The sequence below is a fragment of the Pseudomonas sp. PS01270 genome, assembly GCF_029959775.1.
Taxonomy (GTDB): domain Bacteria; phylum Pseudomonadota; class Gammaproteobacteria; order Pseudomonadales; family Pseudomonadaceae; genus Aquipseudomonas; species Aquipseudomonas atacamensis.
On record NZ_JASCPT010000048.1, the window covers coordinates 17,037 to 38,840 of the forward strand.

Annotated in this window: 19 protein-coding genes and 1 tRNA gene; 15 read left to right on the forward strand and 5 right to left on the reverse strand. The window is 61.0% G+C overall.

From position 1 onward, the window contains the following. The first annotated feature begins 8 nt into the window (after positions 1–8). Genes pgaB through pgaD form a run of 3 tightly spaced genes read left to right on the forward strand, consistent with a single transcriptional unit; the run spans position 9 to position 3,890 of the window. On the forward strand, positions 9–2,006 hold the full coding sequence (gene pgaB / locus QMX86_RS15125) for a poly-beta-1,6-N-acetyl-D-glucosamine N-deacetylase PgaB (protein ID WP_282385399.1): 1,998 nt from the start codon (positions 9–11) through the stop codon (positions 2,004–2,006). A 1-nt stretch (position 2,007) separates the two neighbouring features. Continuing rightward, positions 2,008–3,363 (forward strand): poly-beta-1,6-N-acetyl-D-glucosamine synthase, encoded by a 1,356-nt coding sequence (gene pgaC, locus QMX86_RS15130; RefSeq protein ID WP_282385402.1) that lies wholly within the window; start codon positions 2,008–2,010, stop codon positions 3,361–3,363. Next, the gene (pgaD, locus tag QMX86_RS15135; protein WP_110644744.1) at positions 3,360–3,890 is read left to right on the forward strand and encodes a poly-beta-1,6-N-acetyl-D-glucosamine biosynthesis protein PgaD; all 531 of its coding nucleotides are present in this window, start codon (positions 3,360–3,362) and stop codon (positions 3,888–3,890) included. Before pgaC ends, pgaD begins: the two co-directional genes overlap by 4 nt. Positions 3,891–3,908: 18 nt before the next feature. On the opposite strand, the gene QMX86_RS15140 is transcribed toward pgaD, so the two are convergent. Next, a complete protein-coding gene (locus QMX86_RS15140; RefSeq protein WP_282385404.1) occupies positions 3,909–5,432 on the reverse strand; it encodes an apoptosis inducing factor family protein in 1,524 nt (507 codons plus the stop codon). Positions 5,433–5,571: 139 nt separating this feature from the next. Between QMX86_RS15140 and QMX86_RS15145 the strand changes: the two genes are divergently transcribed. Continuing rightward, positions 5,572–6,132: a YbhB/YbcL family Raf kinase inhibitor-like protein gene (locus tag QMX86_RS15145; protein ID WP_071174020.1), complete on the forward strand. Its 561-nt coding sequence runs from the start codon at positions 5,572–5,574 to the stop codon at positions 6,130–6,132. A 46-nt stretch (positions 6,133–6,178) separates the two neighbouring features. Beyond that, positions 6,179–6,448, forward strand: a complete 270-nt coding sequence (locus tag QMX86_RS15150; RefSeq protein WP_071174021.1) for a hypothetical protein — start codon at positions 6,179–6,181, stop codon at positions 6,446–6,448. A 77-nt stretch (positions 6,449–6,525) separates the two neighbouring features. Here the strand turns inward: QMX86_RS15150 and QMX86_RS15155 are convergent. Beyond that, positions 6,526–6,602: transfer RNA gene (locus QMX86_RS15155), tRNA-Arg, on the reverse strand. A gap of 433 nt (positions 6,603–7,035) precedes the next feature. Between QMX86_RS15155 and gabD the strand changes: the two genes are divergently transcribed. The 3 genes from gabD (at position 7,036) to QMX86_RS15170 (ending at position 11,287) form a co-directional block, all read left to right on the forward strand. Next, positions 7,036–8,478, forward strand: coding sequence for an NADP-dependent succinate-semialdehyde dehydrogenase (gabD, locus tag QMX86_RS15160; RefSeq protein WP_024011131.1), 1,443 nt, complete (start codon positions 7,036–7,038; stop codon positions 8,476–8,478). 185 nt (positions 8,479–8,663) lie between these two features. Continuing rightward, on the forward strand, positions 8,664–9,941 hold the full coding sequence (gabT, locus tag QMX86_RS15165) for a 4-aminobutyrate--2-oxoglutarate transaminase (protein WP_016772251.1): 1,278 nt from the start codon (positions 8,664–8,666) through the stop codon (positions 9,939–9,941). A gap of 134 nt (positions 9,942–10,075) precedes the next feature. Then, on the forward strand, positions 10,076–11,287 hold the full coding sequence (locus QMX86_RS15170) for a response regulator (protein WP_016772250.1): 1,212 nt from the start codon (positions 10,076–10,078) through the stop codon (positions 11,285–11,287). A 135-nt stretch (positions 11,288–11,422) separates the two neighbouring features. On the opposite strand, the gene QMX86_RS15175 is transcribed toward QMX86_RS15170, so the two are convergent. Then, complete coding sequence (locus tag QMX86_RS15175; RefSeq protein ID WP_282385414.1) at positions 11,423–12,412, reverse strand: sensor domain-containing diguanylate cyclase; 990 nt, start codon at positions 12,410–12,412, stop codon at positions 11,423–11,425. Between the two features lie 196 nt (positions 12,413–12,608). Then, a complete protein-coding gene (gene desA / locus QMX86_RS15180; protein WP_122508377.1) occupies positions 12,609–13,793 on the reverse strand; it encodes a delta-9 fatty acid desaturase DesA in 1,185 nt (394 codons plus the stop codon). A 147-nt stretch (positions 13,794–13,940) separates the two neighbouring features. Between desA and dibA the strand changes: the two genes are divergently transcribed. The 6 genes from dibA to QMX86_RS15210 all read left to right on the forward strand — a co-directional run bounded on the left by dibA (position 13,941) and on the right by QMX86_RS15210 (position 20,317). After that, positions 13,941–15,860 (forward strand): phosphodiesterase DibA, encoded by a 1,920-nt coding sequence (gene dibA / locus QMX86_RS15185; RefSeq protein WP_282385412.1) that lies wholly within the window; start codon positions 13,941–13,943, stop codon positions 15,858–15,860. Positions 15,861–16,158: 298 nt separating this feature from the next. Next, positions 16,159–16,341 (forward strand): sulfur starvation response protein OscA, encoded by a 183-nt coding sequence (oscA, locus tag QMX86_RS15190; RefSeq protein WP_007917682.1) that lies wholly within the window; start codon positions 16,159–16,161, stop codon positions 16,339–16,341. Between the two features lie 139 nt (positions 16,342–16,480). Beyond that, complete coding sequence (locus tag QMX86_RS15195; protein ID WP_024011134.1) at positions 16,481–17,494, forward strand: sulfate ABC transporter substrate-binding protein; 1,014 nt, start codon at positions 16,481–16,483, stop codon at positions 17,492–17,494. Positions 17,495–17,620: 126 nt separating this feature from the next. Continuing rightward, entirely contained in the window at positions 17,621–18,439 is an 819-nt protein-coding gene (gene cysT / locus QMX86_RS15200) for a sulfate ABC transporter permease subunit CysT (protein ID WP_016772245.1), read from the forward strand. Between the two features lie 12 nt (positions 18,440–18,451). Further along, positions 18,452–19,324, forward strand: coding sequence for a sulfate ABC transporter permease subunit CysW (gene cysW, locus QMX86_RS15205; protein WP_007917679.1), 873 nt, complete (start codon positions 18,452–18,454; stop codon positions 19,322–19,324). A 3-nt stretch (positions 19,325–19,327) separates the two neighbouring features. Continuing rightward, positions 19,328–20,317 (forward strand): sulfate ABC transporter ATP-binding protein, encoded by a 990-nt coding sequence (locus QMX86_RS15210; protein ID WP_056786991.1) that lies wholly within the window; start codon positions 19,328–19,330, stop codon positions 20,315–20,317. 82 nt (positions 20,318–20,399) lie between these two features. Here the strand turns inward: QMX86_RS15210 and QMX86_RS15215 are convergent, their stop codons facing one another. Beyond that, positions 20,400–20,924, reverse strand: a complete 525-nt coding sequence (locus tag QMX86_RS15215) for an Mpo1-like protein (RefSeq protein WP_122705320.1) — start codon at positions 20,922–20,924, stop codon at positions 20,400–20,402. Positions 20,925–21,008: 84 nt separating this feature from the next. Between QMX86_RS15215 and QMX86_RS15220 the strand changes: the two genes are divergently transcribed. Next, positions 21,009–21,686, forward strand: coding sequence for a Crp/Fnr family transcriptional regulator (locus QMX86_RS15220; RefSeq protein ID WP_110644751.1), 678 nt, complete (start codon positions 21,009–21,011; stop codon positions 21,684–21,686). Positions 21,687–21,804: the final 118 nt, after the last annotated feature.

Sequence of the window (21,804 nt, forward strand, 5' to 3'; positions counted from 1 at the left end):
GTTTGAAGATGCCTTTTATCTCGCGTTTCATCCTTCTGCTGGGAGCGCTGCTGATCAGCGCCTGCGCCCAGCAAGCCCCGGCCTTCGCGCCGCCCTCCGAGCGCCCGGTCGCGGCCAGTGAACAACCGTGGCCAAAAAACCACGTGCTCGGCATCGCCTATCACGATGTCGAAGACCGTGATCCCGATCAGGCCGTGGTGGCGGTGCGCACCGAGCGCATGATCGAGCAGCTCGCCTGGCTGCGCGAGAACGGCTACAAACCAGTGACGGTCGACCAGATCATGGCCGCACGCAATGGCGGCCCGGAGCTGCCGGCGAGAGCGGTGCTGCTCAGTTTCGACGACGGTTACGCCAGCTTCTATACCCGCGTGCTGCCAGTGCTGCGCGCCTACAACTGGCACGCCTTGCTGGCGCCGGTCGGCACCTGGATCGACACGCCGCTCAATCAACCGGTGGATTTCGCCGGCACGCCGCGTAACCGTGAGAACTTCCTGACCTGGCAGCAGATCCGCGAAATTTCCAGGTCCGGGTTGGTAGAGATCGCCGCTCACACCGATGCCAACCACAAAGGCATCCTTGGCAACCCGCAGGGCAACCTGCAGCCGGCCGCCGCGACCCGGCGTTATGACCCGGTGACCAAACGCTACGAATCCGAAGCCGATTTCCAGGCGCGCATTCGCACCGACGTGAAAAACATTTCCGAGAAGATCCGCAAGGCCACCGGTTACAAACCACGCGTCTGGGTCTGGCCGTACGGCACCGCCGACGGTACCTCGCTGACCGTGGTCGGTGAGGAGGGCTATGAAATGGCCCTGACCCTGGACGACGGCCTCGACACCCTAGATAACCTGATGAGCGGGCCGCGCTTTCTGGTCGCCTCCGATCCTGACGGCGAGCATTTCGCCAACAGCATCGTCTCGGTGCAGGCCGAAGCGCCGATGCGCGTGGTGCATGTCGATCTCGACAACGTCTACGACCCGGACCCGGCCCAGCAGGACATCAACCTCGGCAAACTGGTGCAGCGCATGGCTGACCTCGGCGCCAGCACGGTGTTTCTGCAAGCCTTCGCCGATCCCAAGGGCGATGGTCTGGTGCATTCACTGTACTTCCCCAACCGTCACTTGCCGATGCGCGCCGACCTGTTCGACCGCGTCGCCTGGCAACTGCGCACCCGTGCCCATGTGAAAGTCTTTGCATGGATGCCGGTGCTGAGTTTCGAGCTGGATTCGAAACTGCCGCGTGTAACCCGCTGGGACCCGAAAACCGCCATCACCTCGGTCGATCCGAAGCAGTACAAACGCCTGTCACCGTTCAACCCCGAAGTGCGCAAGATCATCGGTGAAATCTATGAAGACGTGGCGCGGCTGACCTCGGTCGACGGCATTCTCTATCACGACGATGCGGTGCTCTCGGATTTCGAAGACGCCAGCCCGGATGCCCTGAAGGCCTATGCCGCTCAAGGTCTGCCGGGTTCGATTGCCGCGCTGCGCGACGATCCGGCGGCGATGCAACGCTGGACGCGTTTCAAGAGCCGCTACCTGATCGACTTCACCAACGAACTGACCGCGAAGGTCCGTGCGATTCGCGGCCCGCAAGTGCTGACCGCGCGCAACATCTTCGCCGAACCGATGCTCAATCCAGAGAGCGAAGCGTGGTTCGCGCAGAACCTCGATGACTTCCTCGCCACCTACGACTGGACGGCGCCAATGGCCATGCCGTTGATGGAAAAACAGACGCTGGCCGAGTCCGGCCCGTGGCTGGAAGAACTGGTCGCCACAGTGAAGAAACGTCCCGGCGCGCTCAACCGCACCGTGTTCGAATTGCAGGCGCGTGACTGGAACCAGAAGGATCAGGCCGATATCGATGCCGTGCATCTGGCGGACTGGATGGGCCGGCTCAAGCGCCAGGGCGCGACCAGTTTCGGTTACTACCCGGACAACTTCCTCGACAACCTGCCAGACCTGAAAACCGTAAGGCCTGCACTCTCCAACAAATGGAATCCATAACATGCTGGATAGACTGTTAGCCCTGCTTGTTCTGGCGATTGTCCTTGGCGTTCCGCTGGGGCTGATCTTCCTCGTGACCGGCCAGTTCCTGATGTCGTTCGTGTTCTTCTACCCGCTGTTCATGTCCGGGTTGTGGATCGCCGGCGGCCTGTATTTCTGGCTGCACTGGGAGCGCCACTGGCCATGGCAGGACGACACGCTGCCGCCGCCGCTGGAAGGCGAGCCGCTGATTTCGATCCTGATTCCTTGCTACAACGAAGGCGACAACGCCGCCGATACCATTTACGCGGCGCTGGCCCAGCACTACCCGAACATCGAAGTGATCGCGATCAACGACGGCTCCAAGGACAACACTGCCGCTGTGCTCGATGCGCTGGCCAAGGAAGATCCGCGACTGCGGGTTCTGCATCTGGCGGAAAACCAGGGCAAGGCTGTGGCTCTGCGCATGGGCGCGATCGCTGCGCGCAGCGAGTATCTGGTGTGCATCGATGGCGACGCCTTGCTGGCCCCGAACACCGCGGCTTATCTGGTCGCGCCGATGCTGGATAACGCACGTCTTGGCGCGGTCACCGGCAACCCGCGGATCCGCACGCGTTCGACCTTGATCGGGCGGGTGCAGGTCGGCGAGTTCTCTTCGATCATCGGTCTGATCAAACGCACGCAACGGGTGTTCGGGCGCATCTTTACCGTCTCCGGCGTGATCGTCGCGTTCCGCCGTACTGCGCTGAACCGGGTCGGCTACTGGAGCCCGGACATGATCACCGAAGACATCGACATCAGCTGGAAGCTGCAACTGGATCACTGGAGCATCTTCTACGAACCGCGCGCGCTGTGCTGGATCCTCATGCCGGAAACCATCGGTGGCCTGTGGAAGCAGCGTCTGCGCTGGGCTCAGGGCGGCGCCGAAGTGCTGTTCAAGAACATTCGCGGCATCTGGCAGTACCGCCATCGCTACCTGTGGCCGCTGCTGTTCGAGTACTGCCTGTCCACCGGTTGGGCGTTCACTTTCCTGCTGTCGGTGATTTTCTGGGGCATGGGCAAGTTCATGGTCATGCCCGACGCGATCGCCGTCGATCACCTGATGCCGCCGGCCTTCACCGGTCTGTTGCTGGCGTTCGTCTGCCTGGTGCAGTTCGCTGTCAGCATCATCATCGATCGGCGCTATGAACCGGGTCTGGGCAAGACCATGTTCTGGGTGGTCTGGTATCCGCTGGTGTTCTGGCTCGTCAGTCTGCTGACCACCCTGGTCAGCTTCCCCAAGGTGTTGTTCAGCCAACACAAAAAACGCGCGCGCTGGGTCAGTCCTGATCGGGGTATCAAACCGCTGGGCGACGACCAGGAGGAAGTCATCAAATGAAAATTATCCGGACTCGCCAACGGCCCTTTCTGGTGGTGATCGACGTGATCCTCACCGTCATGGCCTGGGTCGGCCTGCTGTTCCTGCTGGTACGCGGGTTATGGCCATTGATCGAAACCACCGGCGGCCCGCGCATCGATCATTCGGCATTCGATGCCCTGGGCACTTTGCAGGTTTATATGTGGGTGGCGCTGGTCAACGCGGTGATCCTGATCGGCTGGGCGCGTTATCAGCAACGCAAAAGCCGCAGCTTCGCCCAGCGCCGTTTGCCGTCGCCGGTAATTGGTGATGAAGGTCTGAGCAAGAGTTTCAAACTGTGCGACGAGCGTTTCCAGAAACTGCGCACGCCGGGGGTGATGACCATTCACAACGACCAGGACGGCGACATCAGCCATGTGGAAACGCATTTGTGGCCGCTTCAGCAGCAAGCACTACCGGCGCCGCTGGCACCCTTGGAGCATCCACGGGTAATCTTTCTGCATGCCGAAGAAGACGACAGTCGCGAGCCGGTGAAGCGCCTGACCTGACCTCGTACAGCGCCGGTGTCAGGCCTGGATCAGCGTCCAGGCCTCTTTCATTCGCAGAGGTTGCTTCATTCGCTCGGCCAGCAGCGCCATTGCGCGTTGCTTGTCGCAGGCCACCGCCGCAACGACGATGCCGTCTTTTGCAAACAGGCCAATGAACGGCGGCTGTTCCGGCTCACCGCTGAACTCGACCTCGTCCCACTCCTGCGCATGACCGAGATAGTCGTAGTTCTTGCCGAAGTGGTACGTCCAGAAAAACGGCACATCCAGATAATGCTCCTCGTCACCCAGCATGTTGCTGGCGGCGATCCGCGCGTGTTGCTGGGCCAGGCGCCAATGCTCGATGCGAGTTGGCTGGCCGCTCAGCGGAAACGTGGCGATATCACCGATGGCCCATAAACCATCGCTCACGCGCATGCCGTCGTCGACACGCAACGATTGGTCTTCTTCCTTGGGCAATGATTCGAAAGGTTCAGTGGCCGGGTGAACGCCGACGCCAGCGAGGATCAGATCCGCCGCTAGGCGCAGACCGTTGTCGAGCAGCACGCCCTCGACCTTGTCCTCGCCAAGAATCTGCGTAGCCTCGTGTTCGCTGATGAACTTCACCCCGTGCTCTTCGTGCAACCCGCGAATCGCTTTGCCCACGGCCTCGCCGAATTGTTTGGCAAACGGGACTGAGTGGCGTGCCAGCACGGTAACGTCGAGGCCGTACTCGCGCAGGGCCGATGCGCATTCGAGGGCGATGAAACTGTCGCCGATGATCACCGCGCGCTGGCCCGGTTGAGCGGCGTTGATGATCTGTTCAGCCTGGGCTTTCGACCGCAGGACGAAAACGTTCGCCAGCCCGGCACCAGGCAACTTCAAAGGATTGGGCGCGCCACCGGTGGCGAGTACAGCGGCGTCGTATTGCAGGATGCCGCCGTTGTTCAAATGCAGTGTTTTGCCTGGGGCGTCGAGTGAAGTCACTTCGCCTTGCACACGTTCAATCCGTTGCGCTTGATAGAACGCCTCATCGCGCAGCGGCGGGACATCTTTGGGCGACATTTCTCCGGCGAGGACAAATTTGCTCAACACCGTGCGGTCGTATCCGGCACCCGGTTCGCCATCGACCAACACGATGCGCCCGCCAAAACCTTTCTCCCGCAGGGCCGCCGCGCAAGCCGTACCCGCCGCCCCGGCGCCGACCACCACGAACGTTCTTGGGTCGTCAGCGGGCGGGGTGTGCGGATCGGGCAACGGCTGGTCATCGACCCAGACTTCATCGCCGCGCAACTCCAGCGGATAGCGCTTGAGACTGTCCAGCGACGGCGGCTCGCACAGGCCACCGTCCTCGGCGCGGTACGCGGCTTTGTGCCAAGGGCAAATCAACCTGCCGTGACACAACGCACCCTCGGCCAGTGGCGCACCGGCGTGTGGACACAGGCCCTGAAACGCTCGCAACTCGCCGTTGGCACGCAGCAGGACGATCTTGCAGTCGCCGATTTCGACTTGCAGGCCACGGTCTTGCGGGACATCGGCGAAACGGGCGACACGGTGCAGGGACATGTTCGGCTTCCTCGCAGGCATTTCTCTTGTGAGTTGGCGGCGCCGCGCGAGGTTCAGCCATTTGCTACTGCCAAGGCACGAACGGTACGGCTATAGTTTGCGGGCCGACGACGGCCTCACTGCACAAGGTGCTCCCGGAATGACCCGATTGACCACACTCAACCCATGGCTGGCGGCCATCGCCGTGACCCTTTGCGTGCAGTTCCCGGCACAGGCCCAGGAGCGCTTCACCCTGAGCATCCCCGGCGTGTCGGATAACCGTCTGTTCACCTCGGCAGCGGCAAGTGACGCACCCGGCTGCGGCGGCAAGAACCAGTCGCCGGCGTTGAGCTGGAACGCCGGCCCGGCCGGTACCCAGAGCTACGCCATCGTCATGCACGACCCGGATGGCCAGAAAGGCTTGGGCGTGGATCACTGGATTCACTACGGCATCAAACCCACCACCCACCAGATCGCGGCCGGTGTCGGTGCCAAATCCGCCCTCGAAGGCGTCGGCGGCACCAACAGCAAAGGCAACACCCATTACATGGGGCCGTGCCCGCCAGTGGGCGACAGCGCGCACCACTACATCATCCAGATCTACGCCCTCGACCTCGCCCCGGATGCCCTGCCTGCCGGCCTGACCCGCGCCGAGCTGATGGAGAAAATCAAAGGCCATGTGCTGCGCAACAGCAGCGCGGTGCGGCGTTATCACCGCTGAGGTTCGGCCGCTCCCGGGCGGCTGATTGCCCTGAATCCCCAGCCATTTGGCATTGCCCCGCGAAAACGCGCACTATCAAGCCATTGCCAATGCGCTGGAGGACACCGTGGCAGCAAAAATCGACCGCATCGCCCAGCTACTCAACTGCCCGGAAAAGGGCGAACAAATGCGGCGTGCAGTAACCGAGACACGTAAGGAGTTTCTGCTGAATCAGCCGGAAGAAGACCTCGTTGAAGAAGACGAGGTATTTGACGAGGCTGAGGAGGAGGGGGATGACGACGATGAATATGATGAGTTTGACTGGACGACGGAGTGACGGCGTTCCAGCGACCTCGTCATAGCTCACAAAAAAGCCCCGGACCATCACAGTCCGGGGCTTTCTCATTTGATTCATGGTGCACCAGGCGGGATTCGAACCCACGACCCCTGCCTTCGGAGGGCAGTACTCTATCCAGCTGAGCTACTGGTGCAGCGGGCGACATCATACCTAGGTCGGCTCGGGGCGTCCATGCCGGGTTTGGCGGGTTTTGTCAGTGTGCGTGTCGGTGCAAATCGCTGCATTCCTTAAAGCGGTAACGTCCTGCAAAACCCTCGCTTGGCGCTTTGCCGGGGTTGATCTAAGGTTTTTCCTGCGGCACGGGTTTTCAGTACGTTGATCTGAAAAGCGGCATTTTTGTTCTTTTTTTCGAACGACCTATTGTCCTTTACCCCCTTTGAACCTACGATCCGTTTGAGATTTCAAACGCTCTTTGGCGGGATGTTGCAGCGCAAGTGCGCCCCGGTCGTGCACTATTGATGCGCCACAATCCGCTCACTGATTTCCCTGACGGCAGCCTTGCGAGGCGCCTTTCTACAATCATAATTTGCTCCGCGCAGGCCGCGGTGCTGTTAAGGAAAGCCGACATGCAGCTTAAAGACACCCAGTTGTTCCGCCAGCAAGCCTTCATCGATGGCGCTTGGGTCGATGCCGACAACGGTCAGACGATCAAGGTCAACAACCCGGCCACCGGCGAAATCCTCGGCACCGTGCCGAAGATGGGCGCCGCTGAAACCCGCCGTGCCATTGAAGCTGCTGACAAAGCGCTGCCGGCCTGGCGTGCGCTGACCGCCAAAGAGCGTGCCGGCAAGCTGCGTCGCTGGTTCGAACTGATGATCGAGAACCAGGACGACCTCGCGCGCCTGATGACCCTCGAGCAGGGCAAGCCGCTGGCCGAAGCCAAGGGCGAAATCGTTTACGCCGCATCGTTCATCGAGTGGTTCGCCGAAGAAGCCAAGCGCATCTACGGTGATGTGATTCCCGGCCACCAGCCGGACAAGCGCCTGATCGTGATCAAGCAGCCGATCGGCGTCACCGCTGCGATCACTCCGTGGAACTTCCCGGCAGCAATGATCACTCGCAAGGCCGGCCCAGCACTGGCCGCCGGTTGCACCATGGTGCTCAAGCCAGCATCGCAAACTCCATTTTCCGCTTTCGCCCTGGCCGAACTGGCTCAGCGCGCGGGCATTCCGGCGGGCGTGTTCAGCGTGGTGTCCGGCAGCGCCGGCGACATCGGCAGCGAGCTGACCAGCAACCCGATCGTGCGCAAACTGTCCTTCACCGGCTCGACCGAAATCGGTCGCCAGTTGATGGCCGAATGCGCCAAGGACATCAAGAAAGTCTCGCTGGAACTGGGCGGCAACGCGCCGTTCATCGTGTTCGACGACGCCGATCTGGATAAGGCCGTCGAAGGCGCGATCATTTCCAAGTACCGCAACAACGGCCAGACCTGCGTCTGCGCCAACCGTCTGTACATTCAGGACGCGGTCTACGATGCGTTCGCCGAGAAGCTGAAAGTGGCTGTGGCCAAACTGAAGATCGGCAACGGTCTGGAAGACGGCACCACCACCGGCCCGCTGATCGACGAAAAAGCGGTGGCCAAGGTTCAGGAACACATCGCTGACGCCGTAAGCAAAGGCGCCACCGTACTGGCGGGCGGCAAGGCGATGGAAGGCAACTTCTTCGAGCCGACGATCCTGACCAACGTGCCGAAAAACGCGGCCGTGGCCAAGGAAGAAACCTTCGGTCCGCTGGCGCCGCTGTTCCGCTTCAAAGACGAAGCCGAAGTGATCGCCATGTCCAACGACACCGAATTCGGTCTGGCTTCTTACTTCTACGCGCGTGACCTCGGCCGTGTGTTCCGTGTCGCCGAAGCGCTGGAATACGGCATGGTCGGCGTCAACACTGGGCTGATCTCCAACGAAGTCGCGCCGTTTGGCGGCATCAAGGCTTCGGGCCTGGGCCGTGAAGGCTCCAAGTACGGCATCGAAGACTACCTGGAAATCAAATACCTCTGCCTGGGCATCTAAGCCGGGAAAGGGATCGCTGCAAACGCAAAGGGCACGAGAGCGCTGTCCCTTTGCGTCGTTTCAAACAGGAATTTTCTCTGCGGCCAGGAACGCCGTGGCAGTCGATCATCGCATGCTGCTACCGCCGATTTCTCCCGCTTCATCCTTGAACCACGCCGCCCGATGAGCGGCGAATGAGGACTGTAATGAGCAAGACTAACGCTGAACTGATGGCCCGCCGCACCAATGCCGTACCTCGTGGTGTTGGCCAGATTCACCCGATCTTCGCCGAGTCGGCAAAGAACGCCACCGTGACCGACGTTGAGGGTCGTGAGTTCATCGACTTCGCCGGCGGTATCGCTGTACTGAACACCGGCCACGTGCACCCGAAAATCATCGCCGCCGTGACTGAACAGCTGAACAAGCTGACCCACACCTGCTTCCAGGTGCTGGCTTACGAACCGTACGTTGAGCTGTGCGAAAAAATCAACGCCAAGGTTCCGGGTGACTTCGCCAAGAAAACCCTGCTGGTCACCACCGGTTCCGAAGCCGTCGAAAACGCCGTGAAGATCGCCCGTGCCGCCACTGGCCGCGCTGGCGTGATCGCTTTCACCGGCGCTTACCACGGTCGCACCATGATGACCCTTGGCCTGACCGGTAAAGTCGTGCCGTACTCGGCCGGCATGGGCCTGATGCCAGGCGGCATCTTCCGCGCGTTGTACCCGAACGAACTGCACGGCGTGAGCATCGACGATTCGATCGCTTCCATCGAACGCATCTTCAAGAACGACGCCGAGCCGAAAGACATCGCTGCAATCATCATCGAGCCGGTGCAGGGCGAAGGCGGTTTCTACGTCGCGCCGAAGGAATTCATGAAACGTCTGCGTGCGCTGTGCGACCAGCACGGCATCCTGCTGATCGCTGACGAAGTGCAGACCGGCGCTGGCCGTACCGGCACCTTCTTCGCCATGGAACAGATGGGCGTTGCCGCCGATCTGACCACTTTCGCCAAGTCTATCGCTGGCGGCTTCCCGCTGGCCGGCGTGTGCGGCAAGGCCGAGTACATGGACGCCATCGCTCCGGGCGGCCTGGGCGGCACCTACGCCGGTAGCCCGATCGCTTGCGCCGCTGCGCTGGCAGTCATGGAAGTGTTTGAAGAAGAGCAACTGCTGGACCGCTGCAAGGCTGTCGGCGAGCGCCTGGTCACCGGTTTGAAGGCGATTCAGGCCAAGTACCCGGTCATCGGTGAAGTGCGTGCGCTAGGCGCGATGATCGCGGTCGAGCTGTTCGAAAACGGCGACAGCCACAAGCCAAACCCGACTGCCGTGGCTGCCGTGGTGGCCAAGGCGCGTGACAAGGGCCTGATCCTGCTGTCCTGCGGCACTTACGGTAACGTGCTGCGTGTGCTGGTTCCGCTGACGTCGCCAGACGAGCAACTGGACAAAGGCCTGGCGATCATCGAAGAGTGCTTCTCTGAACTCTGATCCATTGCTGTGACCCGCTCGACAAAAACCCGCTTCGGCGGGTTTTTTTCGCTCCTTGAAACACATCGGACGGGTTTGCGCTGTATCGAATCGCCAGCATTGACTAAGGTTCAGACATTGCAAGGAGAGCGCGCATGACTGCCGTTGATTTACCCGCCGTACCCCGGGTGTTGATTGCCGAGGCCGATCCCTGGTCCCGTGACCTGCTCAAACAAGTGCTGCTCAATGTGCGCTGCGATGCGCGCCTGGATTTGTGTGCCGATGGCCAGCAGGCAATGTCGTTGCTCAGCGAGGTGCCCTATGACTTGGCCATCGTCGATTGGGAGCTGCCTGGCATCGACGGATTGCATGTGCTGCGCAGCGTCCGCCAGCGCAAACGCAATCCGCCGTTGCCGTTCATTCTGATGAGCAGCCGCAACGACAGCGCCAGCGTGCGCGAAGCGATTCCGCTGGCGCCGACGGCGTACCTGACCAAACCGTTGAACATGGAAGGCCTGACCGAGCGCTTGCAGGGCTTGCTGCTCAACGCTGGCGAAGCGGTGGTTTGCGAAGTGCCGGCACTGGCGCCGGGTATGACCCTGTCGGTGTTCCTTGAGCGGCGTCGCGAGCAGGCCGATGGCGCGCCGCTGATGACCGACGTGCAAGTGGCGGTCAAGCGCAGCCTCAATCCCGAGGGGCTGGACCTCAAGCTGCTGGAAGAAGAGGTGCGCACCGATCCGCAGATTACCGCCGTGCTGATCGCAGCCGCCAACAGTGCCGCGCAACACTACGGCGCGCCGGTGCAAACCCTGGCCCAGGCGCTGCACCGACTCGGCACCGGGCAGAGCATGAACCTGATTCTCGGGCTGGCGCTCAAACGCAGCGCGCGGCTCAGCGATCCATGCCTGGCGGATTACGCCGAGCGCTATTGGGGGCTGTCACTGCACACGGCGGAATACGCCCGCACGCTGGCGCGCCTGCTCGATCTGGATCAGGAGCGCTGCTATTGCGCCGGGATGCTGCATCGGCTCGGTGATCTGGCGCTGCTGCGCTGCTTGCAGGAATGGCAGCAGGCCGGCGGCGAGCTGGACGAGTTGGAGGAGGTCGGTGAAGCGTTGGCGAAGTTTGGCGCTTCTTATGGCTCGGCATTGCGCACCCGCTGGCGTCTGCCGCTGGAGTTGCGCGAGTTGATTGCTTCGGCCTACCAGCTCGGTGGTGGAGTTTACAGTCGCGAGGCGCTGGTGATGCACATGGCCGCGCAGATGGCGCGGCTGACCGAGCATGAAGGTGTCGAGGAGCTGGCGAAGAGCCGGACGGCGCGGTTGCTCAAGATCGGGCTGCCGGAGTTGATGCGGATGCGCAAATGACAGATCACCACATTCCAATGTGGGAGCGAGCCTGCTCGCGAAGGCGCCAGCGCAGGCAACATTTTTGTTGAAGGTGCAGGCCTCATCGCGGGCAAGCCCGCTGTCACAGGAATTGCGGCAGCCACAAAATACGGGTCAGGCCGCAATGATCCGGTTCTTGCCTTGCCGTTTCGCCTCGTACATCGCCGCATCCGCGCGGGCGAACAGGCTGTCCAGGCTCTTGTCTTCGTCGGTGAGGTTGGTCAGGCCCTGGCTTACGGTGATGCTGAATGCTTGGCCGTCGTGGTTGAAGCGCAGTCGCTGGATCTCCAGCTGCAGGCGCTCCGCCACTTGCACCGCCATCTCCGGCGCACAGCCGGGGAACACCGCCGCGAACTCCTCGCCGCCAATTCGCCCGAACAGATCGCCACGGCGCAATGAGCCGCGCCCGCATTCGGCGATCCGTTGCAGAACGTTGTCGCCTTCGGGGTGGCCGTAGCTGTCGTTGATCACTTTGAAATCGTCGATGTCCAGCAGCAGGAAGGCCAGCGGCGTGCCTTGGCGGCGCGCCTCGGCGAACTCGCGGTGGGCGCATTCGAAGAAGTGGCGGCGGTTGCTGCTTTGCGTCAGCACATCGGTGGTGGCCAAGCGTTGCAGCTCGGTTTCCATGTGCTTTTTGTCGGTGATGTCTTCGGCGATGCCGACGATGATCACCGGCTGCCCGGGCTCGTCCTGGCGATTGATAAAGCATTTGTCGCTGAGCCAGCGCACCTGGCCATCGGCCGCGATGATGCGGTACTCGCGATCTTCCACCGCACCTCGGTGCAGGACTTCGGCGAGGCTCTGCTCGGCGTACTCCAGATCATCGGGGTAAATGCTGTCGCGCCATTGGTTGTAGTCTGCCAGCAACAACGCGGCGGAACGGCCGAAGATCCGTTCATAGGCCGGACTGACGTACAGCACCTGGCGGGTTTCCCAGTTGAAAGCCCAGAGTACGGCGTTGACGCTGACCAGCAGCGAACTGATCAATTGTTCGCGCTCGCTCAGGCGCGCGACTTCGCCCTGCGCATGCATCAGCGCCATCAGCGTTTGCGCGGCCTCAGGCCATTGGGTGAAGGATGTGTCTTTCTGGTTGTTGTTGACCATCGGCACAAATCTCAAAGGGCGCGCCGCAATGTCGACAACGGCCACAGGACAGCCCGCCGGGATGGCGAAGTGTCATTGAGATAGAGGATTTTCGGCGAAGTTCCCGGCCATTACCGAGTCCCGCCGGGCGGCGGGGTTAAGGAGGCGAACGTGTGCAACGAGGCTGCGACCTTCGAGATCACAGCCTCGTTGCAGGTCAGGCAGTCGCAGGACGCAGCGAGTAGGTTTTCAGCTGATCAGCAAAGTCACGCAACGACTGGATGCCACTGGCCTCGGCCTCGTGAATCCATTCCTTGATGGCGGCGAGCATGTCGTGGCCATTGGAACTGGTCTTGACCCAGATCTGCTGCAAAGCCAGGCGTTTCTCGTAGATCACTTTCAACGCCTGGCTGTGTTCGAGCATGGTCTGGATGCGCAGGTGATGGCGGTCTTCCAGCAGGCTGGTTTCCCGCGACAGCAGGCGTTTGGCCCGGTGGAACTGGTGACGCACCGAATGATCGACCTTGGCCAGCTCTTGCTTGACCAGCGGGCCGATCACCAATTTGCGGTACTGGGCCATGATCTGGAAGCGGTTGTTGAGGATCGCCATGGCGGTGTCCATGTCCAGGCTGCCCTTGCCTTCGACGCGGTGAGCAATCGGTGCGACCCGCTGCACCTTGGCCAGGCGCAGGAAGCAGAAGACCTTGATCCACGCCCAGCCGAGGTCGAATTCCCACTTCTTCACCGACAGCTTGGCCGAGTTGGGGTAGGTGTGATGGTTGTTGTGCAGCTCTTCGCCGCCGATCAGGATGCCCCACGGCACCAGATTGGTTGCCGCGTCACGGCATTCGAAGTTGCGGTAGCCGACGGCATGGCCGAGGCCGTTGATCACGCCAGCGGCCCACACCGGAATCCACATCATCTGGATCGCCCAGATGGTGATGCCGATGGTGCCGAACAGCAGCAGGTCGATCACGCCCATGATCGCCACGCCCAGCAGCGGATAGCGGCTGTAGACGTTGCGTTCGATCCAGTCTTCCGGGCAATTCTTGCCGTAGATGCGCAGGGTTTCCGGGTTCTGCGCTTCGCTGCGATACAGCTCGGCGCCGGTGCGCAGCACCGTGGACAGGCCCTTGATGACCGGGCTGTGCGGGTCATCTTCGGTTTCGCATTTGGCGTGGTGTTTGCGGTGGATGGCGGTCCACTCGCGTGTATTCTGCGCCGTGGTCAGCCACAGCCAGAAACGGAAAAAGTGCTTGAGACCCGCATTCAGCTCGAGCGAGCGGTGGGCCGAGTAACGGTGCAGATAGACCGTGACGGCAACAATCGTCACATGGGTCATCAGCAGGGTGACCGCGACCAGTGACCAGGCCGACAAGCCAAGAAAACCTTCGTACCACATAGGCTATAGGGCCCTCGATAAAGATAAAAACAGCCGTTGCATTATCACTAAGCACACAGATAAAACCAGTCGCCCTTTCAGATAAGAAGTCGCTGAATGTTTCTTCACCTATAATTCCAACCTTTTTGTAGGGACATGGACGACCGAATGTCTGCGACTTACCGCGATGCCTTGCGTGCAGCGCTGCTCTACCTCGTACTCGCCGCCGTGTGGCTGCAGGTTTCCGATCATTTATTAAGCAGATTCTTCGATGACTCCCGTGAGCTGACCCATTGGCAACTGATCAACGGTTATTTGCTGGCAGCGGTCAGCGCCGGGCTGATTTTTCTCGCGCGGGCGCGGCTGTGCGGGTTTCTCGGCATCGGCGCGCATTTGCGCGAGCGCCACAGCGACCGTGAGCGTCTGCGTCAGGCGGCCGCCGTGTTCGACTGCACTCGCGAAGGGGTGCTGGTTACCGACCACCGGGGCCTGATCGTCCACGTCAATCGCGCCTTTATCGAGATCACCGGTTATCGGCGCGACGAGGTCATCGGCCAGCAGCCCAGTCTGTTCAAGTCCGGCCATCATCCGCCGGGCTTCTATCAGGCGATGTTCGCTACCCTCGAGGCTGAAGGTGAATGGAGCGGTGAGATCTGGAACCGGCGCAAGACCGGCGAGATTTATCCACAGTGGCAGACCATTCGGGTGATTCACGATGATTTCGGCCGGCTCAGCCATTACGTGGCGGTGTTTTCCGATATCAGTGCGATCAAGGATTCCGAGTCCGAACTCAAACACCTGGCGCATCACGATCCGTTGACCGATCTGCCCAATCGCCTGCTGTTCAGCGACCGCGCCGAGCAGGCGTTGTCTTCCGCGCAGACACACAAGCGTGGCTGCGCGCTGCTGATGCTCGATCTGGATCATTTCAAGATGATCAACGACAGCCTCGGGCATAACGTCGGCGACCGATTGCTCAAAGCGGTGGCGACGCGGTTGCAGGAACTGTTCGGCCCCGGCATCACCCTCGCAAGGCTCGGCGGTGACGAGTTCGCGGTGCTCGCGGAAAGTTGTCCACAGCCGGCCCAGGCCGCCGCGCTGGCGCAACGGACTCTGGACGCGTTGAAGGAGCCGGTGCTGGTAGATGGCAATCAACTGTTCATCAACGCCAGCATCGGTATCAGCCTGTTTCCCAGCGATGCCCTCAGCGCCGAGCAGTTGTTACGCAACGCCGACAGCGCGCTGTTCAAGGCCAAAAGCAGCGGACGCAATGGCTACGCGCTGTATACCGAAGAGCTGACCGCCCATGCCCAGCAACGGGTCGAAATCGCCTTCGAGCTGCGCCGCGCACTGGAGCAGGAGGAACTGCGCGTCTACTACCAACCGGTGCATGACCTGCAAAGCGGCCGTCTGGTCGGCGTCGAAGCACTGGTGCGCTGGCAGCATCCGCAGCGCGGGCTGGTGTCGCCGGCGGAATTCATTCCGATTGCCGAGCGCACCGGGCTGATCGCCGAGATCGATGCCTGGGTGATGCAGCAGGCCTGCCGACAGATGTGCCAATGGCAGCAGAGCGGTGTAGTGCTGGCGTTCGTCGCGGTGAATGTCTCCTCGCGGCTGTTTGCCCGACGTGAGCTTTTCCAGCAGGTAGCGCAGGTGCTGCACGACACGGGGCTGGATCCGGCGTATCTGGAACTGGAAGTTACCGAAAGCGCGGTGATGGATGATCCGGAAGTGGCGCTGGAACAAATGCATCGCTTGCGCGAACTGGGTGTGCGTCTGGCCATCGATGATTTCGGCACCGGCTATTCGTCGTTGCTGCGGCTCAAGCGCCTGCCGGTGCAGAAACTCAAGATCGATCAGGGCTTCGTCGCCGGGTTGCCGTGGGATGAGGATGACGTGGCGATTGTACGGGTGATCATCGCGCTGGCGCGGAGCATGGGTATGCAGGTGCATGCCGAGGGGATCGAGCAGGCTGAGCAGGCGGCATTTCTGTTGGCGCAGGAATGCGATCTGGGGCAGGGCTACTGGTTTGGGCGGCCGGTGTCTGCGGATCGGCTTGATTGGGCGAAAACGCCATTGACTGGCTGAAAAGACCTATCTGGCTATCACCGACCTTGTGGTGAGGGGATTTATCCCCGTTGGGTCGCGTAGCGGCCCCAAGAAATGGGAATGCTACGCAGTCCAACGGGGATAAATCCCCTCGCCACAAGTTCTTTTGACGAGTTCAAATCAGCGCAAACCCCTTGCCCTCGCTCATAATGGTTTCTAGTTATATAAACATTCTTAAATAGTCTTTTTAAGAATATCCATGCCTCTCTTATATTGCTCCCACGCCGAACGCAGTGCCGCCCACTGCCAGGCAAACCCCCTTCAAAGGAGCAGCACCATGAGCGCATCCCTTCGCAGCGTTGACGGTCAGGACGAAAGCACCATCTTGCGGGAAATCCAGAGCGCCCTGCGCGATCTGCGGTTCGGCGCGGTGGAGATCACTGTGCACAACGCGCAAGTCGTACAGATCGAACGCAAAGAGAAATTCCGTTTGCAGCAACCCGGTAAGCAACCGGGCTGAAATCAAAAGATCGCAGCCTTCGGCGGCTCCTACAGGGGGCTGTGTGCAGGAGCTGGCGAAGGCGGCGGTCTTTCAACGGGACCCGATTCCAGCAATACATAAGAACAAGCCACCACCAGGAATTCCAGGAGCTTTCACCATGTCGTCGATTCGCCGTTATGCTTTGGCCGCGCTGGCCAGTGCCGTGTTTGCCGGTTCCGCCGTTGCCAAGGATTACGAGCTGCTCAACGTGTCGTATGACCCGACGCGCGAGCTGTATCAGGAATACAACGCCGAATTCATCAAGTTCTGGCAGCAGGATCATGCCGGCGACACGGTGAAAATCCAGCAGTCCCATGGCGGTTCGGGCAAGCAGGGCCGTGCGGTGATCGACGGTCTGCGTGCTGACGTGGTGACCCTGGCCCTGGCTGGCGACATCGATGAAATCGCCAAGCTCGGCAAGAGCCTGCCCGCCGACTGGCAGAAGCGTCTGCCGGAGGCGAGCACGCCGTACACCTCGACCATTGTGTTCCTGGTGCGCAAGGGCAACCCGAAAGGCATCAAGGACTGGGGCGATCTGGTCAAGAACGATGTCTCGGTGATCACGCCAAACCCGAAAACTTCGGGTGGCGCGCGCTGGAACTTCCTCGCCGCGTGGGCCTATGGCCTGAAAGCCAACGGCGGTGACGAAGCCAAGGCCAAGGAATACGTGCAAACCCTGTTCAAGCACGTGCCGATCCTCGACACCGGCGCCCGTGGTTCGACCATTACCTTCGTCAACAACGGTCAGGGCGACGTGTTGCTGGCCTGGGAAAACGAAGCGTTCCTGGCGCTGAAAGAAGATGGCGGCGCAGACAAGTTCGATATCGTCGTGCCGTCGCTGTCGATCCTCGCCGAACCGCCAGTGGCGGTGGTCGACAAGAATGCCGAGAAGAAGGGCAACGCGCAGATCGCCGAAGCCTACCTCAAGCATCTGTACAGCCCGGCCGGCCAGGAAATCGCCGCGAAAAACTTCTATCGTCCACGTGACAAGGACGTAGCGGCCAAGTACGCCCAGCAGTTCCCGAAACTGGAACTGGTGACCATCGACAAGGACTTCGGCGGCTGGAAATCCGCGCAGCCGAAATTCTTCAACGACGGCGGCGTGTTCGACCAGATTTATCAGGCGCAGTAATCTCGCCTTCAACCGGCCTGATGTCTGGGCACATGACATGTGGGACTGAGCTTTTGTGGTGAGGGGATAAATCCCCTCACCACAGGGCTCGCTCCCACATTGATGCGTTTTCAACCAGGGACTTTTATGTCGCGTCGTATCTCCCCCGTCATACCCGGCTTCGGGCTGACGCTGGGTTACACCTTGGTGTACCTCAGCCTGATTGTGCTTATCCCGCTGGCGGCGATGTTCGTCCATGCCGCCCAGCTGACCTGGGATCAGTTCTGGACGATCATCTCCGCACCACGGGTGCTGGCTGCATTGAAGCTGAGCTTCGGTACCGCGCTGTGTGCGGCGATCATCAACGGCATCATCGGCACGCTGCTGGCCTGGGTGCTGGTGCGCTACACCTTCCCCGGACGCAAGGTGATCGACGCGATGATCGATCTGCCGTTCGCCCTGCCGACAGCTGTGGCCGGTATCGCGCTGACCGCGCTGTACGCGCCGGCCGGGCTGGTCGGGCAGTTCGCTGCCGACCTCGGTTTCAAAATCGCCTACACCCCGTTGGGCATCACCCTGGCGCTGACCTTCGTCACGCTGCCGTTCGTGGTGCGCACGGTGCAGCCGGTGCTGGCCGATATTCCCCGTGAAGTCGAAGAAGCGGCGGCGTGCCTGGGTGCGAAGCCATGGCAGGTATTTCGCCACATTCTGGTTCCGGCCTTGCTGCCCGCCTGGCTGACCGGTTTTGCGCTGGCGTTCGCGCGTGGCGTCGGCGAGTACGGTTCGGTGATTTTCATTGCCGGCAACATGCCGATGAAAACCGAGATCCTGCCGCTGCTGATCATGGTCAAACTCGACCAGTACGATTACACCGGCGCTACCGCCATCGGCGTATTGATGCTGGTGGTTTCCTTCATCCTGTTGCTGCTGATCAACTTGCTGCAGCGGCGCATCGAAACCCCATAAGGAGGCGCGAACATGTCCCAATCGTCCATTGCGGCCGCCTCTTCGGCCAACGCAGCGCGCCGTGGCAGCGCCACTTCGCGCAGAATCCTGATCGGTCTTGGCTGGCTGATTTTTTTCCTGTTTCTGCTGCTGCCGTTGTTCATCGTCGTATCGCAAGGTCTGAAAAACGGCCTCGGCGCGTTCTTCACCGCGATCTTTGAGCCGGACGCGCTTTCGGCATTGAAACTCACCGTGTTCGCCGTGCTGATCTCGGTGCCGCTGAACCTGGTATTCGGCGTCAGTGCGGCATGGTGCGTGAGCAAATACTCGTTCCGTGGCAAGAGCATGCTGGTCACGCTGATCGACCTGCCGTTCTCGGTGTCGCCGGTGATCGCCGGTCTGGTCTACGTGCTGATGTTCGGTGCGCAGGGCCTGTTCGGGCCGTGGTTGCAGGATCACGACATCCAGATCGTCTTCGCCCTGCCGGGCATTGTGCTGGCGACGATTTTCGTCACCGTGCCGTTCGTGGCCCGTGAACTGATTCCGCTGATGCAGGAACAAGGCACTCAGGAGGAGGAGGCCGCGCGTCTGCTCGGTGCCAATGGCTGGCAGATGTTCTGGCACGTCACCGTGCCGAACATCAAGTGGGGCCTGATTTATGGCGTGGTGCTGTGTACCGCGCGGGCCATGGGCGAGTTCGGTGCGGTGTCGGTGGTTTCCGGGCACATTCGCGGGGTGACCAACACCCTGCCGCTGCACGTCGAGATCCTCTACAACGAATACAACCACGTGGCCGCGTTCGCCGTGGCGAGCCTGTTGCTGATCCTGGCGCTCTTCATCCTGCTGCTCAAGCAGTGGAGCGAAAACCGTATCAACCGCCTGCGCGCCAGCGCCGCGGAGGAATAATTCATGTCGATCGAAGTGCGTAACGTCAGCAAGAATTTCAACGCGTTCAAGGCGCTGGACAACATCAGCCTGGATATCCACAGCGGTGAGCTGGTCGCGCTGCTTGGCCCGTCGGGCTGTGGCAAAACCACCTTGCTGCGCATTATTGCCGGTCTGGAAACCCCGGATCAGGGCAACATCGTTTTTCACGGCGAGGACGTTTCCGGCCACGATGTGCGTGATCGTAACGTTGGTTTCGTGTTCCAGCATTACGCCTTGTTCCGTCACATGACGGTGTTCGACAACGTCGCGTTCGGCCTGCGCATGAAACCGAAAAACCAGCGCCCGAGCGAAAGCCAGATCGCCACCAAGGTTCACGAACTGCTGAACATGGTGCAACTGGACTGGTTGTCGGATCGCTACCCGGAGCAGTTGTCCGGTGGCCAGCGTCAGCGTATCGCCCTGGCCCGTGCGTTGGCGGTGGAACCTAAAGTGCTGCTGCTGGATGAACCGTTCGGCGCCCTCGACGCCAAGGTGCGCAAGGAACTGCGGCGCTGGCTGGCGCGGCTGCACGAAGATATCAACCTGACTTCGGTGTTCGTGACCCATGACCAGGAAGAAGCGATGGAAGTCGCCGACCGTATCGTGGTGATGAACAAAGGCGTGATCGAGCAGATCGGCTCACCGGGCGACGTCTACGAAAACCCGGCCAGCGACTTCGTTTATCACTTCCTCGGCGACTCGAACCGCTTGCTGCTGAGCGATGACAACCATGTGCTGTTCCGCCCGCACGAAGTGTCGTTGTCCAAGCATGAGCTGGAAGATCACCACGCCGCTGAAGTGCGCGATATCCGCCCGCTGGGCGCGACTACCCGGGTTACCTTGAAAGTGGAGGGGCAGACCGATCTGATCGAAGCGGAAGTGGTCAAGGATCACGACAGCCTGATCGGTCTGGCCAAGGGTGAAACCCTGTTCTTCAAGCCGAAGGTCTGGCAGAAAGTCGCCAATATTTAAAGGCAAAAGCTTCGCGAGCAGGCTCGCTCCCACAGGGAAAACTCATTCCAAATGTGGGAGCGAGCCTGCTCGCGAATACGATCTAGACAGCAGCGCGATTCGGATTGACCCGCACCACCCCCGCCCGCAACTCGATCTCTTGTTTCAATTCCTGCCGCAGCCCGAGCATGAACGCCAGCTCGGCCACGACAAACAACGGCCCGACAATCAGTCCGCTGATGTCATCGACAAATGCCGGTTTGCGCCCTTCATAGTGATGCCCGACAAACTGGATCACCCAGCCGATCACGAACATCGCCAGGCCGCTGCTCAGCCAGACCAGGGTGCTCTGCTGCGCCAGCGCATGCCCGGCCCACACCGACAGCCCCATCAATACCGTCATCAACACGCCAAGCTTCAACTCCAGACGCAGGTAAAACCACGCCGAGGCCAGCGCCACCACAACGGCTGGAGATATCCACAGCCCGCCCAGCTCCCACTGCGGCCGAGACAGCAGGACAGCCACCGCCACCACGATCAGCGGAATGCCGATAAAGTGGCTGGCAATGTTGCGCGGGTCGCGGTGGTAGGCGGCGTATTGACTGAGGTGGTCGACGAGGCTTTTCATTGTTGTTCCTCCGGTGGGGTTGAATGCATCATCCCTCGGGATCCGCGTTCGCTCTGTCGGGCAGGCGACACTCCAGGAGTGGTTATGCAAATTCGTGCACGGTTGCTCAGCGGCCAGTGGTTCAGTCATTTGCCTGCATCTTTTCAGGATAGCCTGCTGGCGCTGGCTCGGGAGCGGCGGCTGACGGCGGGACAACGACTGTTCCAGCGTGGCGATGCGCCGTGCGGTCTGTATGCAGTGCTCGATGGCGCCGTGCGCATTGGCGCGGTGAGCGAGCAGGGCAAGGAGGCCTTGCTGAGTCTGGTGGAGGCGCCGCACTGGTTCGGCGAAATCTGCCTGTTCGACGGTCAGCCACGTACCCATGACGCCTATGCGGTCGGGCCATGTACCTTGCTGAATATTCCCCAGGCGGCGTTGCTCAAATTGCTCGACGAACAGCCACAGTACTGGCGGCATCTGGCGCTGCTGATGAGCCACAAATTGCGCCTGGCCTTCATCAATCTCGAACAGCTGAGCCTGCTGCCAGCCCCGGCGCGTCTCGCCCATCGGCTGCTGATGATTGCCGAAGGCTACGGCGAACTCGACGCACCACGCCGGACGCTGCAACTGCCGCAGGAGCAATTGGCTGCAATGTTGTCGCTGTCGCGGCAGACCACCAATCAGATCCTCAAAGATCTGCAGGGGCAGGGGATTATCGGGCTCGCATACGGCGAAATCGAAATTCTCGATGCGGTGAGATTGCGTGCCTTGGCCACGATCTGAAAACTGAAACCGATCCAATGTCGGAACTGGCACCTGTGGCGAGGGGATTTATCCCCGCTGGGGCGCGAAGCGGCCCTGAAAAAGGCACTGCTGCGCACTCCAGCGGGGATAAATCCCC